This window comes from Streptomyces sp. NPDC028289 (assembly GCF_055565975.1).
This window is the reverse complement of sequence record NZ_JBVHTI010000021.1, coordinates 32090-46227: the sequence shown is the minus strand read 5'-3', so window position 1 is coordinate 46227 and position 14138 is coordinate 32090. Positions and strand designations below refer to the sequence as shown.

Annotated in this window: 11 protein-coding genes; 7 read left to right on the top strand and 4 right to left on the bottom strand. The window is 73.8% G+C overall.

From position 1 onward, the window contains the following. Positions 1-37 precede the first annotated feature (37 nt). The 4 genes from ACZ4UV_RS51225 (at position 38) to ACZ4UV_RS51210 (ending at position 7340) form a co-directional block, all read left to right on the top strand. Positions 38-2230, top strand: a complete 2193-nt coding sequence (locus tag ACZ4UV_RS51225) for a bifunctional glycosyltransferase/CDP-glycerol:glycerophosphate glycerophosphotransferase (RefSeq protein ID WP_467849986.1) — start codon at positions 38-40, stop codon at positions 2228-2230. Between the two features lie 2 nt (positions 2231-2232). Further along, positions 2233-4422 carry a bifunctional glycosyltransferase/CDP-glycerol:glycerophosphate glycerophosphotransferase gene (locus tag ACZ4UV_RS51220; RefSeq protein ID WP_467849980.1) on the top strand — a complete coding sequence of 730 codons (2190 nt, stop codon included), beginning with the start codon at positions 2233-2235 and terminating at the stop codon, positions 4420-4422. Continuing rightward, positions 4419-5798 (top strand): hypothetical protein, encoded by a 1380-nt coding sequence (locus ACZ4UV_RS51215; RefSeq protein ID WP_467849977.1) that lies wholly within the window; start codon positions 4419-4421, stop codon positions 5796-5798. The genes ACZ4UV_RS51220 and ACZ4UV_RS51215 overlap by 4 nt, the downstream gene beginning before the upstream one ends. Before the next feature lie 72 nt (positions 5799-5870). Beyond that, positions 5871-7340 carry a hypothetical protein gene (locus ACZ4UV_RS51210; RefSeq protein WP_467849974.1) on the top strand — a complete coding sequence of 490 codons (1470 nt, stop codon included), beginning with the start codon at positions 5871-5873 and terminating at the stop codon, positions 7338-7340. On the opposite strand, the gene ACZ4UV_RS51205 is transcribed toward ACZ4UV_RS51210, so the two are convergent. Then, positions 7330-7746, bottom strand: a complete 417-nt coding sequence (locus ACZ4UV_RS51205) for an organic hydroperoxide resistance protein (RefSeq protein WP_351499603.1) — start codon at positions 7744-7746, stop codon at positions 7330-7332. The genes ACZ4UV_RS51210 and ACZ4UV_RS51205 overlap by 11 nt on opposite strands. A gap of 135 nt (positions 7747-7881) precedes the next feature. Here ACZ4UV_RS51205 and ACZ4UV_RS51200 point away from each other — a divergent pair, with 135 nt between their 5' ends. Next, positions 7882-8370: a MarR family winged helix-turn-helix transcriptional regulator gene (locus tag ACZ4UV_RS51200; RefSeq protein WP_351499605.1), complete on the top strand. Its 489-nt coding sequence runs from the start codon at positions 7882-7884 to the stop codon at positions 8368-8370. Between the two features lie 22 nt (positions 8371-8392). Here the strand turns inward: ACZ4UV_RS51200 and ACZ4UV_RS51195 are convergent, their stop codons facing one another. Then, a complete protein-coding gene (locus ACZ4UV_RS51195) occupies positions 8393-9940 on the bottom strand; it encodes a glycosyltransferase family 39 protein (RefSeq protein ID WP_467850035.1) in 1548 nt (515 codons plus the stop codon). Between the two features lie 421 nt (positions 9941-10361). Between ACZ4UV_RS51195 and ACZ4UV_RS51190 the strand changes: the two genes are divergently transcribed. Both ACZ4UV_RS51190 and galE read left to right on the top strand, forming a co-directional pair. Next, complete coding sequence (locus tag ACZ4UV_RS51190; protein WP_451017362.1) at positions 10362-11579, top strand: glycosyltransferase 87 family protein; 1218 nt, start codon at positions 10362-10364, stop codon at positions 11577-11579. 39 nt (positions 11580-11618) lie between these two features. Then, positions 11619-12599 (top strand): UDP-glucose 4-epimerase GalE, encoded by a 981-nt coding sequence (gene galE / locus ACZ4UV_RS51185; protein WP_467849967.1) that lies wholly within the window; start codon positions 11619-11621, stop codon positions 12597-12599. Between the two features lie 181 nt (positions 12600-12780). Here the strand turns inward: galE and ACZ4UV_RS51180 are convergent, their stop codons facing one another. Both ACZ4UV_RS51180 and ACZ4UV_RS51175 read right to left on the bottom strand, forming a co-directional pair. After that, on the bottom strand, positions 12781-13704 hold the full coding sequence (locus ACZ4UV_RS51180; RefSeq protein WP_451017364.1) for an RNA polymerase sigma-70 factor: 924 nt from the start codon (positions 13702-13704) through the stop codon (positions 12781-12783). Between the two features lie 33 nt (positions 13705-13737). Further along, on the bottom strand, positions 13738-14115 hold the full coding sequence (locus ACZ4UV_RS51175; RefSeq protein ID WP_451017365.1) for a DoxX family protein: 378 nt from the start codon (positions 14113-14115) through the stop codon (positions 13738-13740). Between the last annotated feature and the right edge of the window lie 23 nt (positions 14116-14138).

The following is a 14138-nucleotide window of genomic DNA, read 5'->3' as shown; positions in this document are numbered from 1 at the left end:
GAAGGCCGGGCCGCATGCACACCTGAGAAAGAGCAGCATGCCCCGCTTCAGCATCATCGTCCCGTCCCACGGGGTCGCCGGCCGGCTGTCCCAGGCGCTGGACTCGGTCCTCGCCCAGTCCTTCGGCGACCTGGAGCTGATCCCGGTCTGCGACGGGCCCGACGCCCCGGCCGCCTCGGTCGTCGCCCCCTACGCCGAGCGGGACTCCCGGGTGGCCCCGGTGCACTCACCGCCGGCCGCCGGGCTGAGCGGGGCCCGGAACACCGGGATGCGGGCGGCGCACGGCACGTACCTGCTCTTCCTCGACGGCGACGACGTCCTGGTCCCGGGCGCGCTGGCCCTGCTCGACGCCCGGCTCGCCGAGACCGGTGACGTGGACGTCCTGTATGCCGAGCACGAACGGACACCCTGGTGGGAGGGGGAGCCGACCAACCCGGCGGCGCCCCTGCTGGCAGGTCTCCCGAGCGGCGCGTTCACCCCGGACCGGGCCCCGCGGCTGACCGGCGTGGCCCTGCCGGCCTGGAGCGCGGTCTACCGCCGGTCCTTCCTCACCGAGCGGCACCTGCGCTTTCCGGACGGGCACTTCACGGACCTCGGCTGGGGCGGCCTGACCACCGTCGCCGCCGAGCGGATCGCGGTGCTGCGCTCGGTGGTCGTACGGCACCGGCTGCGCCGGCAGGGCAGCCGGCTGAACCTGCCGGGACCGCACCAGCGAGAACTCCTCGACCAGGTGGAGCTGGTGCTGGAGCGGGCCGCCGCGCTGCCGGGCGACCGGGCGCGGGCGCTGTTCGAGCAGGTCTTCGCGGTGGTGCTGAAGACGGCCGCGCGGCCGGAGCGGATGCCGGCCGGGCACCGGGCGTTCTTCCGGCGGGCGGCCCGGCTGCACCGCACGCACCGCCCGGACGGGTTCCGGATGCCGGGCGGGAGCGTGGGTGTCCAGCACCGGCTCCTCGCGGCGGGCGCGTACACGGCGTTCCGCGTGCTCCGCGGCGCCAACCGGATCGCGGCCGGCGCCGCCGGGCGGCTGCCTCGCCCGCACATGCCGCTCACCCGGCTGCGGTACGCCCTCGACCTGCGCCGCCCGCTGGACGCGAACCTCGCCGTGTACTGCGCCTACTGGGGGCGCGGCTACGTGTGCAACCCGGCCGCGATCCACGCCGTCGCCCGCGTACTCGCCCCGCACATCCGCTCGGTGTTCCTGGTCGAGGCCGGCCAGGAACACGGCGTGCCGGACGACGTCGAGTCCGTGGTGATCGGCAGCCGCCGGTACTGGGAGGTACTGGCCCGCGCCAAGTACCTGGTCAACAACGCGAACTTCGCCGAGGGGATCGTCAAGCGGCCCGGCAGCGTCCACCTCCAGACACAGCACGGCACCCCGCTGAAGAAGATGGGCGTCGACCAGTCGACGTACCCGGTGGTCGCCGCGCAGACCGGCAGCTTCACCAGGCTCCTCGGCCGCGTCGACCGCTGGGACTTCAACCTCTCCTCCAACCGCCACTCCACCCAGACCTGGGAACGCGCCTTCCCCGGCTCGTACCGGACCCTGGAGTACGGCTATCCGCGCAACGACGTCTACTACACGGCGTCCGCCCACGACGTGGTCCGGGCCCGCCGCAGACTGGGGGTCCCCGACGGCAGGACGGCCGTGCTGTACGCACCCACCCACCGCGACCACCACACCGGCTTCGAGTCCGGCCTCGACCTGGAGGCGTTCTGCGAGGCGGCCGGCGAGGACGTCGTCGTGCTCCTGCGCGCGCACTACTTCTACGACCGGGGCCGTCGGGCGGCCACCGGCCGGGTCATCGACGTCACCGCGCACCGCTCCGCCGAGGACGTGTGCCTGGCCGCGGACGCGCTGATCACCGACTACTCCTCCATCATGTTCGACTACGCCAACCTGGACCGGCCGATCGTCGTCTACGCCGACGACTGGGAGGTCTACCGGCAGACCCGGGGCGTCTGCTTCGACCTGATGGCCGAGCCGCCGGGGCCGGTCGCCCACACCCCCGAGGAGCTGGCCCGGATCTTCCGCGAGGGCTCCTACCGGGGCCCGGAGTCCCGGCGGCTGCGGGCCGACTTCCGGGCGCGGTTCTGCCAGTTCGACGACGGCCTGGCCGCCGAACGGGTCGTACGGCGGGTCTTCCTCGGCCGGCCGCCGGAGGAGATCCCGACGGTGATCCCGCTCGCCGAACGCCTGCCCGCCCCGGCCGCGACCCTCGTCAGGAGCTGACCGTGCCCCGACTCAGTGTGATCATCCCCTGTTACCTGGTGCAGGGATTCCTCCGCGAGTGCCTCGACTCGGTCCTGGAACAGTCCTTCCACGACATCGAGGTGATCGCCGTCGACGACCGCTCCCCGGACGGCTGCGGCGCGATCCTCGACGAGTACGCGGCCCGCGACCCGCGCGTGAAGGTCCTGCACCTGCCGGAGAACGTCGGGCTCGGCCGCGCCCGCAACGCCGGGCTCCCGCACGCCACCGGTGATTTCCTCCTCTTCCTCGACAGCGACGACACCCTCACCCCGGGCGCGCTGGGCGCGGTCGCCGACCGGCTCGCGGAGACCGGCGACCCGGACGTGCTGGTCTTCGACTACGCCCGCACCTACTGGTGGGGCGGGACCCGGCGCAACGCCCTCGCGGAGGTGCTGGGTTCCACCGACGGCGTCTTCACCGCGGCCGAACGCCCCGAGATCCTCGACCTGTTGATGGTGGTGTGGAACAAGGCCTACCGGCGTGACTTCGTCGAGGAGAACGGCTTCGCCTTCCCGCCGGGCTACTACGAGGACACCCCCTGGACCTTCCCGGTCATGCTCAGCGCGGCCCGGATCGCCACCCTCGACCGGATCTGCCTCGGCTACCGCCAGCGCCGGCAGGGCAACATCCTGTCCACCACCAGCCGCAAGCACTTCGACGTCCACGAGCAGTACAAGCGGGTCTTCGCCTTCGTCGACGCCCGCCCGGAACTGGCCGGCTGGCGGCCCTACCTGCACCGGAAGATGGGCGAGCACTGCCTGGACATCCTCGCCAAACCGGACCGGCTGCCGCCCGCCGCCCGGGGCGAGTTCTTCCGGCGGACGGCCGAGCTGTACCGGGCGTTCCGGCCGGAGGGGGCCGACCTCGGTGTGCTGGGCGGGTCGTACGCGTCGTACCGGCTGCGGGAGCAGGCCGGGCGGGCCGGACGGGCGGGCGGCCGGCAGGCGCTGCGGGTGCGGCGGGCGGCGGGAACCCGGGCCCGGCGCGCGCTGACCGGGCTCCGCGGCCTGCGCCCGCCGGACGAGAACCTGGTCCTGTACTCCGCGGCCTCGCACCAGGGGCTGCGGGGCGACCCGGCGGCCGTGTACCGGGCGGCCCGGGAGATCGCCCCGCGGCTGCGCGGCGTCTGGGTGGTACGGGACGCGGAGGTCGCGGCGGAGCTGCCGGCCGGCGTGGAGCACGTGCTGCTGGACTCCCCGGAGTACCTGTGGCTGACCGCCCGCGCGAAGTTCTTCGTCAACGACGTCAACTGGCCCGGCGCGCTGGTGAAACGGCCCGGCAGCGTGCACGTCCACACCCACCGGGGCACCCCGCTCAAGTACCTGGGCGCCGACCTGCTGGGCAAGCCCGGCGCCCGGCTCGGTTTCGACGTGCCGCAGATGCTGCGCCGGGCCGACCGCTGGGACCACAGCCTGGTCGCCAACCGCCACTCGGAGCTGGTGTGGGAGCGGGCCTACCCCTGCCACTTCGCGTCGGCCCGCACCGGCAGCCCGCGCAACGACGTCCTGGTCAACGGCGGCCCCACCGACTTCCGGGCCCGGCACGGCATTCCGGCCGACCACACCGTGGTGCTCTACGCGCCGACCCGCCGCGACTACGTCCGGGGCGGGCACGTCGACCGGATCGACCTGACCCGCTTCGCCGCCGACCTCGGGGAGGGCCACACGCTGGTGGTCCGGCTGCACCCGGGCCTCGCGACCGGTCCGGCGCGCGGGATGGGGCTGGCCGAGCTGCACCGGCGCGGAATCGTGGTCGACGCCACCGGCGAACCGCATGCCGAGGAGGTCATGCTGGCCTCGGACGCCCTCGTCACCGACTACTCCTCGATCATGTTCGACTACGCCAGTCTCGACCGGCCGATCGTCGTGCACGCCGACGACTGGGCCGTGTTCACGGCGAGCCGCGGCGCCTATCTCGACATCACCGCCGAGGCCCCGGGCCATGTCTCCCACTCCTATCGGGAGTTGGCCTGGCTGTTCGCCTCGGGCGGCTGGCGGGACGAGGAGTCGGCACGGCTGCGGGCCGACTTCCGGTCCCGGTTCTGCGAGTTCGACGACGGCAGGGCCGCCGAGCGGGTCGTACGGACACTGCTGCTCGGCGAGTCGATGCCGGAGCCGCCGACCCGGGTGCCCGGCCCGGCCGGCGCGCGTGACCTGCTGGCGTCGCCGTGAGACCGCGCACCTGGGTGCTGGTGCTGGCCGCCGTCTTCGCGGTGCTGCAACTCGCCGATGTGACCGGCCGGGACACGCCGGACTCCAAGAACTACGTGTCGTACGCGCTGACCCTGGCCGGGGCGGGCAAACGGGAGGCGGCGGCCGAGACGGTGGACTGGGTGTGCGCCGGCAAGGCGTCGGCGGCGGAGCGCGCGCAGCGCGTGGACGTGCTGCGCTTCCACGCGCCCAGTCCGGAGGGCCGGGTGTTCGCGGAGTGCCGGGCCGGTGAACTGCGGCGGGTGGAGCGGCGGTTGCGGGCGGGGGGCGCGCAGACGGACGGGCACGTCGTGCCGTTCGTGGCCCCTCGGCTGCGGCGGATCTTCGAGGTGCGGCCGGGGTATCCGGTCTTCCTGGTCCCGTTCGTCACCGTGTTCGGGGTGACATGGGGCGTGTGGCTGGCGAGTGTGCTGGTCGCGGGCGCGGGCGGGGTGCTGGTGTTCCTGGTGCTGCGGACGGTGTCGGTACCGGTGCCGCTCGCGCTGACCGGGCAGGCCCTGTACTACGTCCTGCCGGTCGGCACGACCGCGATGCGGCCGATGACGGAGGGCCTGATGCTGGCCCTGACGCTGACGGCGCTGTGGGGCTGCGCGCTGGTCCTGACCGGGCGGGCGGGGACGGAGGCGGCGCGGGCGGCGACCGCGCGGATGGGGACGACGCGGACGGGGACGGCGTTGGCCGCGGGCGCGCTGCTCGCACTGTTCGCCGTGAAGCACTCGCAGGCCCTCTTTCTCGGTGCGTGCCTGGCCGGGGCCGCGGCGGTGGTCGCGTTGTGGCGCCGCCGCCGGCACGGGGGGAACCCCGGGCGCGGGCGGAGTCCCGGGCGCGGGCGGAGTCCCGGGCGCGGGCGGAGTCCCGGGCGCGGGGTGGCCGCGATCGCGGTGGTGGGGTGCGGGGCGGTGGCCGGCACCCTGCTCCTCGCCCGGCTGCTCCGCTACCCCTCAGAGGCGGAGAGCGTGCAGGACCTGCTGACCGGCCACTACACCCACCCGGACCGGGCCCACCCGTGGCGGGAGTTCGTCCACCTGGAGTTCGACTTCTGGGTGGAGTGGCTCCGGCGGCAACTGACGGCGCCGCTGTTCCCGGCCGCGCTGGCGGCCGGGGCGTGGGGAGCGCGGCGGCGGCCCGCCTTCGGGGTCTTCCTGCTGGCGGCCGCCGCGACCGGGATCCTCACCCAGGCCGGCCACCCCGACATCACCGTCTTCGGCGACCGGCTGATCGTGCTGGCGTGGCTGCTGCCGGTGGTGGGCGTCCCGCTGCTCCTCGAACCGCTGGCGCACCGGTCGGTCCCGGTTCCCGTGCAGGGGGCGGTCAAGGCGGTCGGCGTCACTCGATGAGGTGACGGACGGCAACGCGGTCGGGGCGGACGGGAACACTTGGCAAATGGTCCGTCCCGTCCGTTTCCTCCGGTGAGCACCGGCGCCCTGCTCCGGCGCGCCACACGTGGCTCCACCGCCCTGCGCGGCGGCCGCGTCCGCAGACTCACCCCGTACCAGGTCTTCGGCCTGCTGTTCTGGCTGCTGATGACCCTGGCGTACTGGCGGGTGCCGCCGTGCTGCGAGGCCGGACTGCACGCGGCGGCGGTGGCACGGCTGCGGGCGGGCCTGACGGGCACCGCCGCCTCCCCGTACGTACTCGCCCAGGGCGCGCTCGCACGGCTGACCGGACTGACGGGGTGGCAGCTGCTGCGGGCGTGCGGCCCGCTGAACCTGCTGGTGCTGCTGACGGGACTCGGCCGCCTGGTCCGCGTTCTCACCCCGCGCCCGTGGGCGCCGGTGCTGGCGCTGGCCTTCCTCTCCGTGCTGTGGGGCACACGGCCGGCGTGGGGCGGGGGTTCGCTGGCCCTGCTGCCGCTGACCGGCAGCCTCGGCTATCCGTCCGCGTTCGCCCTCGGCCTGACCCTCTGGGCCTGGGCCCTGACCGGCGCCCGCGCCCGCGATCTGCGCCGGGTGCGCTACGTCGGCCCGAGCGGCCTGCGCAGCCTGTCCGGCTACGCGGCGCTCGGCCTGCTGTACGGGACGGTGGCGCTGATCGACCCGGTGACCGGGGCGGGCGCGGCGGCCGGGGCGGTGGCGTTCGTGGCGGGGTGGCAGCGGGGGTGGCGGTTCGCGCTGTGGGGGCGGTGGGCGCTGGTGTGCACGGTGGCGGCGGCAGCGCTCGTCTTCGGGACGCACGCGCGCGTGCTGCCGCCGTCGCCGTACGGGGCGTACGCCGGTCCGGGTGGATGGGCAGGCCAGTGCTGGCTGGCCCTGCTCGGGCTGCCGGCACTGTGGCTGCGGGCACGGCAGGCGGGCGGGGCGGCGGTGCGCGGTGCGGTGCGGTCTGCGGCCTGGTGTGATCCGCTCGTGCTGTTGTTCGCCCTGGAGTGCCTGGTGCTGGTGTGCGGGCGGCTCGTCGGGCTGCTCGGGCTCGTTCTGCTGGCGCCGCAGTGTGCGCTCGCCGTGGAGCTCACGGCGGAGCGGCCCTGGTGCAGGTGGCGGCGGCTGCTGGGGTGGGCCGCGGCCGGCGGGGTCTGCCTGGGCTTTCTGGCCGCGCAGGCCGGGGCGGTCGTACCGCGCTCGGTGGACCCGGTCGGCTTCGTCCAGCCGCCCCGCTGGCCGTCGTACGACTGGGCGGCCCGGCACATCGGCCCGGGGGAAGCGGTGGTCACGGACGCCTACTACGCCCTCCGGCTGCTCCCCGGGTACGGCATCGACCTGACCGACGGGCACGACCACCGCCCCCGGGTGCGCTGGCTGCTGCTGACACGGCAGGAGCGGCTGCCCGCGGAGGCGGTGGTGGTGGACTGGAGCCGGCGAACCGGGGAGGTGCTCGCGCGGCTCACCCGGACGGGGGACGCGTCCCCCGTACCGCTGGTCGCTCGACCGGTTACTCGATGACGAGCTCGACCGGGATGTTGCCCTTGGTGGCCTTGGAGTAGGGGCAGTACTCGTGGGCCTGGTGGACCAGCTTCTCGCCGGTCTCGTTGGCGAGCGCCTCGGGAAGTTCGACGCGCAGGGTGACCTTGAGCGCGAAGCCGCCGTCGGACTCGTCCTTGCCGATGCCGACCTCGGCGGTCACGGAGATCTCGCCGGTGTCGACCTTGGCCTGGCGGCCGATGGCGCCGAGGGCGCTGGCGAAACAGGCGGCGTAACCGGCGGCGAAGAGCTGCTCGGGGTTGGTGCCCTGGCCGTTGCCACCCAGCGCGGGCGGGAACGCCAGCGTGAGGTCCAGCTGGCCGTCCGAGCTGACCGCCCGTCCTTCCCGGCCGGTGGCGGTGGCGGCTGCGGTGTAGATGGCGTCCATGGAAGACCATCCCTCTCGAAGTACTCGAAGTATCGGTGTCCGGCGGCTCCCGTTCCCGCCGCCCTCACGACGACAAGTAGAGCACACAATTCAATTGCCCACAACTAAATGACCCGCAAGCGCTACGATTGAGCCATGACCGCGACGACCCCGACCCCCAGCCCCGCGCCCGAGGCGGAGTGGCTCCGCCTGGACCGCCAGATCTGCTTCTCCCTGCACGCCGCGTCCCGCGCCTTCAACGGCGTCTACCGCGTGATCCTCAAGGACCTCGGGCTCACCTACCCGCAGTACCTGGTGATGCTGGTGCTGTGGGAACAGGGCGACCTGCCGGTCAAGAAGCTCGGCGAACACCTGCGCCTGGACTCCGGCACCCTCTCCCCGCTGCTCAAGCGCCTGGAGGCGGCGGGCCTGGTGCACCGCGAGCGCAGCGCGCTCGACGAACGCTCGGTGGACGTACGGCTGACCGAGGAGGGAACCGCACTGCGGGAGCGGGCGCTGGAGGTACCGCGGAGGATCGTGGCGGCGACGGGCTTCGACGTGGAGGAGATCCGCGACTTGAAGGCGCGACTGGATCAACTGACGGGGACTCTGGACGCGGCAGCCCTGGAAGAGGGTTCCCGCTGAAGCGCCCTCTGCTTCCAGGTTTTCAGGGGCGCGGGGCTGTTGTCGATGTGCGGCTGCCGCCGCGTGGGCGCGACCGGCCCCCGCCGGTCTGCAGCCCGGACTCCTCCGAACCCCCCCGAATCGGCCGCACGTACAACCTCACAGCAATACGGTCGATCACCATCTCCTCCCGCAGCACGAACTGCTGGTTCAGCACAGCGAACTTCGCCCGCTCCGTCCCCAACCGCGGCCGATACCCGCTCACCAGCGCGTACTTCTCCATCACGGCCCACACCTCGTCGGCCCCCGCCAACCTCCGCCGCAGCGTCCCCACCCCCACCTCGCGCCCGTACAACGTCCCGGACTCCGCCCCCGGTTCGGCCAGTGCAACATCCCTCGTGGCTTTGAAGTCGGCGGGATACGCGAGCTCCGCCCCGCGCGCGTGGGCCGGCAGGAACAGCACGGGGTCGCCGGGCCGCAGCACACGGGCCACGGCCGCCGCGACCGCGCCGAGGTCGTCCGGACGGGTGCCCGGCACCCGGTCCGCCCGCAGCAGCGGCAGCTGGTGGGTGAAGGCGAGGAGAACCGCCAGGACCCCGGCCAGGGTGAGCGCGTGCGACCGGGACGGCGCCGCCTGCGCGCCGCGGGGCCAGAGCCGGCCGAGCACCCGGGCGATCTGGTCCGCACCGAGCGCCACCAGCAACGGCGCCCCGGCGAGCGCGTACAGCACGTACCGGTCGACGTACAGCGGTGTGAACTGCGAGGCCAGCATCAGCGCCACCGGTGGCAGCACCGCGAGCGGCAGCGCGACCGCCGCGAGGGTCACCTCGCCGCGCCTGCCCACCAGCCGCGTCAGTCCGAGCAGCCCGAGCGCCAGGCACACCCAGTACACCCGGTCGGTCGGTCCCAGGTACTGGCGCAGCAACTCCTGCGCGGTCTCCACGTCCGGCTCCCGCAGCCAGGCCACCTGGGCCGACTGTCCGTGCGAGACCACGACCATCGGCAGCAGCGACAGCCCCACGCCCCCGGCCGCGCAGCCCCACCGCCGCCACACCCTTCCCGACGAACGGGCCAGCGCCAGGGTTCCCGCGTGTGCGAGCAGCAGCAGGACGGCGAACTCGTGCAGCCAGCAGGTGACTCCGAGGACGGCGCCGTACCACCACCAGGCCCGCCGCCCCTTCTCCCGCACCGCCCGGACCAGGAGCAGCGTCGCGCCGGTGGCGCCCGCGGCGACCAGGGCGTACGAGCGGCCCTCCTGCGCGTAGTGGCCGACCAGCGGGGTGACCGCGTACAGCAGCCCGGCCCACAGGCCGACGCGCGGCCGGGCCAGGCGGCTGCCGAGAGCGGCCACCAGGCCCGCGGTACCGGCCGCCGCGCACACCGAGGGCAGCCGGAGGACGACCTCGCCGGGGTGGCCGGGGTCGGCGGCGAGGACGAAGTGCATCAGCAGGTAGTACAGGCCGTGCACCGCGTCGACGTCGTGCAGCAGCAGCCAGATCTGCGGCACCGTGCGCCGGGCGACCTGGTAGGTGACGGCCTCGTCGCGCCACATGCCGCCGCGGTGCAGCCCCCAGAACCCGACGGCGAGCATCACCGCGGCCGGGGCGGCCACGGCGAGGAACCGGGCGGCGCGCGGCCACCGGGGCGGGCCGCCGAACGGGCGCGGCCGACTCCGTGGAGCCGGCCGGCTGTCGTCTTCTGTTCGCGTCGTTCGCGGATGTGCTTTTACGAGAGGCCCGATACTCACCACGGCCCGATCTTTTGCGATTAGCCAACCTTTGCCGGGTAATGACGGCGTATCGGCATGGATACACCATCCGCGCGGCTTACGCTCGCCGTCGATGAATCGTCACCCGTACACTCCGCTTCCGCGCGTCCCGTTCGCCCCGTCTGTTCGACTCCCGCGTCTGCGCCGCCCGTCCGGCCACTCGCACCTCCCCCCGCACCTCCCGCCACGTCCCTTCCCCCCGCTCCTCCGACTCGCCGTCGCCTGGACCGCCACGCGCGCGCTGATGCTGTGGCTCCTCGCCCACAACAACGAGCGACCCCTGGGTCACGGAGCGGTCGCGCGCGAAGTGTGGCGGCTGTACTTCCACTGGTACGGCGTGCTGTCGCACGGCGCGTTCCCGGCGCACGACACGCTGTGGCAGTACCCGCCGGGCGCCGGCGCGGTACTGCTGGCGCCCGGCCTGGTGCCCGGACTGAGCTACTTCCAGGCGTTCGTGGCACTCACCCTGGCCACCGACGCCCTGGTCACGGCGGCACTCGCCCGCGCGGGCAGGTGCCCCGGCCGCACCCTGCTCGGCGCGGCCCTGTGGACCGGCGGCCTGCCTCTCCTGCTGCACCTCCCGCTGGCCCGTTACGACGTGGAGGTCACCGCCTTCGCCGTGCTCTCCCTGCTGGCGCTGTCGCGCTCCACGCGCGCGTGCGGTGCGCTCGCGGCGCTGGGCGCGCTGGTGAAGGTGTGGCCGGCGCTGGTGCTGCTGGGCCTCGAGCGCGGGCGTCCGACCCGCAGCGCATGGCTGACCGCGGCCCTGACGGGGACCGTGACCCTCGCCGTCTTCGTGGTGTCGTTCCGCAACCCGCTCGCGTTCCTCCGTCAGCAGGGCGGCCGGGGCGTGCAGATCGAGTCGCTGGGCGGGACCGCGCTGAGCCTCGCACGGCACGCCGGCTGGCGGGGCACCACCCGCTACCAGTACGGCGCCATCGAACTGGTCGGCCCGCATGTGCGGGCGGTCGCGACGGCCTCCCTCGCGCTCACCGCGGCCGCCTTCGCGCTGCTGCTTCTGTGGCGGGTACGGGCCCGGCACTGGTCCCCGGCCACCCCGTACGACGCGGCGCTGAGCGCCGTACTCCTGTTCACGGTCACCAGCCGGGTGATCAGTCCGCAGTACATGATCTGGCTGCTGGGCCTGGCCGCCGTCTGCCTGACCTCACGGCACACCACCCAGCGCCCGGTCGCCGCGCTCGTCCTGGCGGCGACCGCGCTCAGCGCCGTCGCCTACCCGGCGTTCTACGCCGAGGTCGTCCACTGCACCTGGACCGGCTGCCTGCTGATGCTCGCCCGCAACGGCCTGCTGGCCACGGCTGCCGTACTCTCCCTCACCCGGCTGTGGTGCGCCACCCGCCGCCGCGAGAACACGTCACGTGTCCGCATGACCGCGTTGCGTCAGGTCGCCCGTCCGCAGATGTCGGCGGCACCTGGTTCACTGAGGAGTGACCGCGGCTGACGAACACCACGGGCCAACTCACGAAGGGGACGGCCACACATGACCTGGCTGATCACCGGCGGCGCCGGCTACATCGGGGCGCATGTCGTACGCGCGATGGCGGAGGCGGGCGAGCGGACGGTGGTGTACGACGACCTGTCCACCGGCATCGCCGAGCGCCTGCCGCAGGACGTGCCGCTGGTGACGGGCTCCACCCTCGACGGTGAGAAGGTCGCGCGCGTGCTGGCCGAGCACGAGGTGACCGGGGTCGTGCACCTGGCGGCGAAGAAGCAGGTCGGCGAGTCGGTGGACCGTCCGCTGCACTACTACCGCGAGAACGTCGAAGGCCTGCGCGTCCTGCTCCAGGCCGTGACGGAGGCCCGGGTCCCGTCCTTCGTGTTCTCCTCCTCCGCGGCGGTCTACGGCATGCCGGACGTCGACCTGGTGACGGAGGAGACGCCGTGCGTGCCGATGTCGCCGTACGGCGAGACGAAGCTGGCGGGCGAGTGGCTGGTCCGCGCGACGGGCCGGGCCACCGGCCTGTCCACCGCCTCGCTCCGCTACTTCAACGTGGCCGGCGCGGCCCGCCCCGAACTCGCCGACGTCGGCGTCTACAACCTCGTCCCGATGGTCTTCGAGAAGCTCACGGAGCACGCCGCGCCGCGCATCTTCGGCGACGACTACGCGACACCGGACGGCACCACCATCCGCGACTACATCCACGTGGTGGACCTCGCCGAGGCCCACGTGGCCGCGGCCCGCGCCCTCCAGGCCGAGCCGGGCCGCGCCCTCACCCTCAACATCGGGCGCGGCGAGGGCGTCTCGGTCCGCGAGATGATCGACCGCATCAACGCCGTCACCGGCTACGACCTCCCCGCGGCCGTCACCGCGCGCCGCCCCGGCGACCCGGCCCGCGTCGTCGCCTCAGCCGACCGCATCACCACCGAACTCGGCTGGAAGGCCAAACACGACGTCCAGGACATGATCGCCTCGGCCTGGGACGGCTGGGTACGCCTGCATCCGGAGGCCGCCCGGGGCTGACACACCGGCCGGGCCACCGGGCACGTGACGCCACGGCTCGGCGCCGGGCGCGCGAGACCACCGGCCCATCCACCCGGTGCGCGACGCGACGGACCCGGCCACCGAGCGCGCGAGACCACCGGCCCATCCACCCGGTGCACGCCTGACCACCACCCCAGCCACCCCGGTACGTGAGGCTCCGTCACTCCACGGTCCTGCGGACCTTTTTGACTTCCTCGGCGATGGCCCAGGCGTCCGCCACCGGGCCCACGTGGCCGAGTTTGTCGGGGTTGAGGACCAGGCGGATCGCCTGGACGCGGCCGTCGAGGATGTCGAGGGCGAAGGTCTGGAGGACCTTGCCGTCGCGGTCGCGGAAGATCGCGCCGGGCTGGCCGTTGACCTCGTGCTGCTCGCAGGTGACGTCGATCCGGAACAGCAACGGGACGACGGCGGCGAGGAGACGGGCCACGTTCGGGGCGCCCAGCACGGCGCGGGCCAGCTGCGGGGCCTTGCCGCCGGCGTCGCCCACCAGCGACACGTCGGCGGCGAGCAGGTCCTGCAGGCCGGCCAGGTCGCCTTCGTGGAGGGCCTCGAAGAAGCGTGCGGCCAGTTCGTCGCGTTCCCTGCGGTCCGCCTCGAAACGGGGGCGGCCCTCGGCCATGTGGCGCCGGGCCCGGACCGCCAACTGGCGGCAGGCCGCCTCCGAACGGCCCACCGCCGACGCGACCTCGGGGAAGCCGAAGTCGAACACCTCGCGCAGAACGAAGACCGCGCGTTCCAGGGGGCTGAGCCGCTCCAGGAGCAGCAGGGCCGCCATCGACACCGAGTCGGCCAGCTCCGCCGACCGGACCGGGTCCTCGTAGGGGTCGGCCAGCAGCGGCTCGGGGAACCACGGGCCGACGTACACCTCGCGCCGGACCCGGGCCGAGCGCAGCACGTCGATCGAGATCCGGGTCACCGCCGCCGACAGGAACGCCTTCGGCGACCTGACCTCCGTCGGTGAGCCGGCGAAGCGCAGCCAGGCCTCCTGGACGGCGTCCTCGGCCTCGCCGACGCTGCCCAGCAGCCGGTACGCGATCGAGAACAGCAGCGGCCGCAGCTCCTGGAACTCCTCGGTCCTGTCCATCACGTCCACTCCCCCTTGTCCGTCGGAGTCTGCTCAGAAGGAGCCCGGGCCGAACCGGCCCACCGCGACGACCAGCGCCAGCGCCAGATAGAACAGGTTCAGCGCCACGAACGCCCGCTCGCCGCGCAGGCCGTGGGTGATCATCGCGCCGATCATCAGCAGGATCCAGGCGGCGGCGGTCACCGGCACCAGCACCGGCGCGATGCCGGTGACGGCGGGCAGCACCAGGCCCACCGCGGCCAGGAGTTCGAGGATGCCGAGCGTCCGCACGAAACCGTCGCCGACGTCACCGGTCCAGCCGCCCCCGTGCGCCGTGGCCAGCTTCTCCCGGGGCACGAACGTCTTGCTGATCCCGCCCGCCAGCGCCACCGCGGCGAGCAGCCCGGCGGTGATCCACAGCGCGAGGTTCATCGTCCACTCCCTGTTCGAGGATG

What these genes read in the sequence shown, in the direction of transcription:
- ACZ4UV_RS51225 (WP_467849986.1), top strand. Translation starts at nt 38, where the DNA reads ATGCCCCGCTTCAGCATCATCGTCCCGTCCCACGGGGTCGCCGGCCGG.
- ACZ4UV_RS51205 (WP_351499603.1), bottom strand. Translation starts at nt 7,746, where the DNA reads ATGGACGCCATCTACACCGCAGCCGCCACCGCCACCGGCCGGGAAGGA.
- ACZ4UV_RS51200 (WP_351499605.1), top strand. Translation starts at nt 7,882, where the DNA reads ATGACCGCGACGACCCCGACCCCCAGCCCCGCGCCCGAGGCGGAGTGG.
- ACZ4UV_RS51195 (WP_467850035.1), bottom strand. Translation starts at nt 9,940, where the DNA reads ATGCTCGCCGTCGGGTTCTGGGGGCTGCACCGCGGCGGCATGTGGCGC.
- ACZ4UV_RS51190 (WP_451017362.1), top strand. Translation starts at nt 10,362, where the DNA reads ATGCTGTGGCTCCTCGCCCACAACAACGAGCGACCCCTGGGTCACGGA.
- galE (WP_467849967.1), top strand. Translation starts at nt 11,619, where the DNA reads ATGACCTGGCTGATCACCGGCGGCGCCGGCTACATCGGGGCGCATGTC.
- ACZ4UV_RS51180 (WP_451017364.1), bottom strand. Translation starts at nt 13,704, where the DNA reads ATGGACAGGACCGAGGAGTTCCAGGAGCTGCGGCCGCTGCTGTTCTCG.
- ACZ4UV_RS51175 (WP_451017365.1), bottom strand. Translation starts at nt 14,115, where the DNA reads ATGAACCTCGCGCTGTGGATCACCGCCGGGCTGCTCGCCGCGGTGGCG.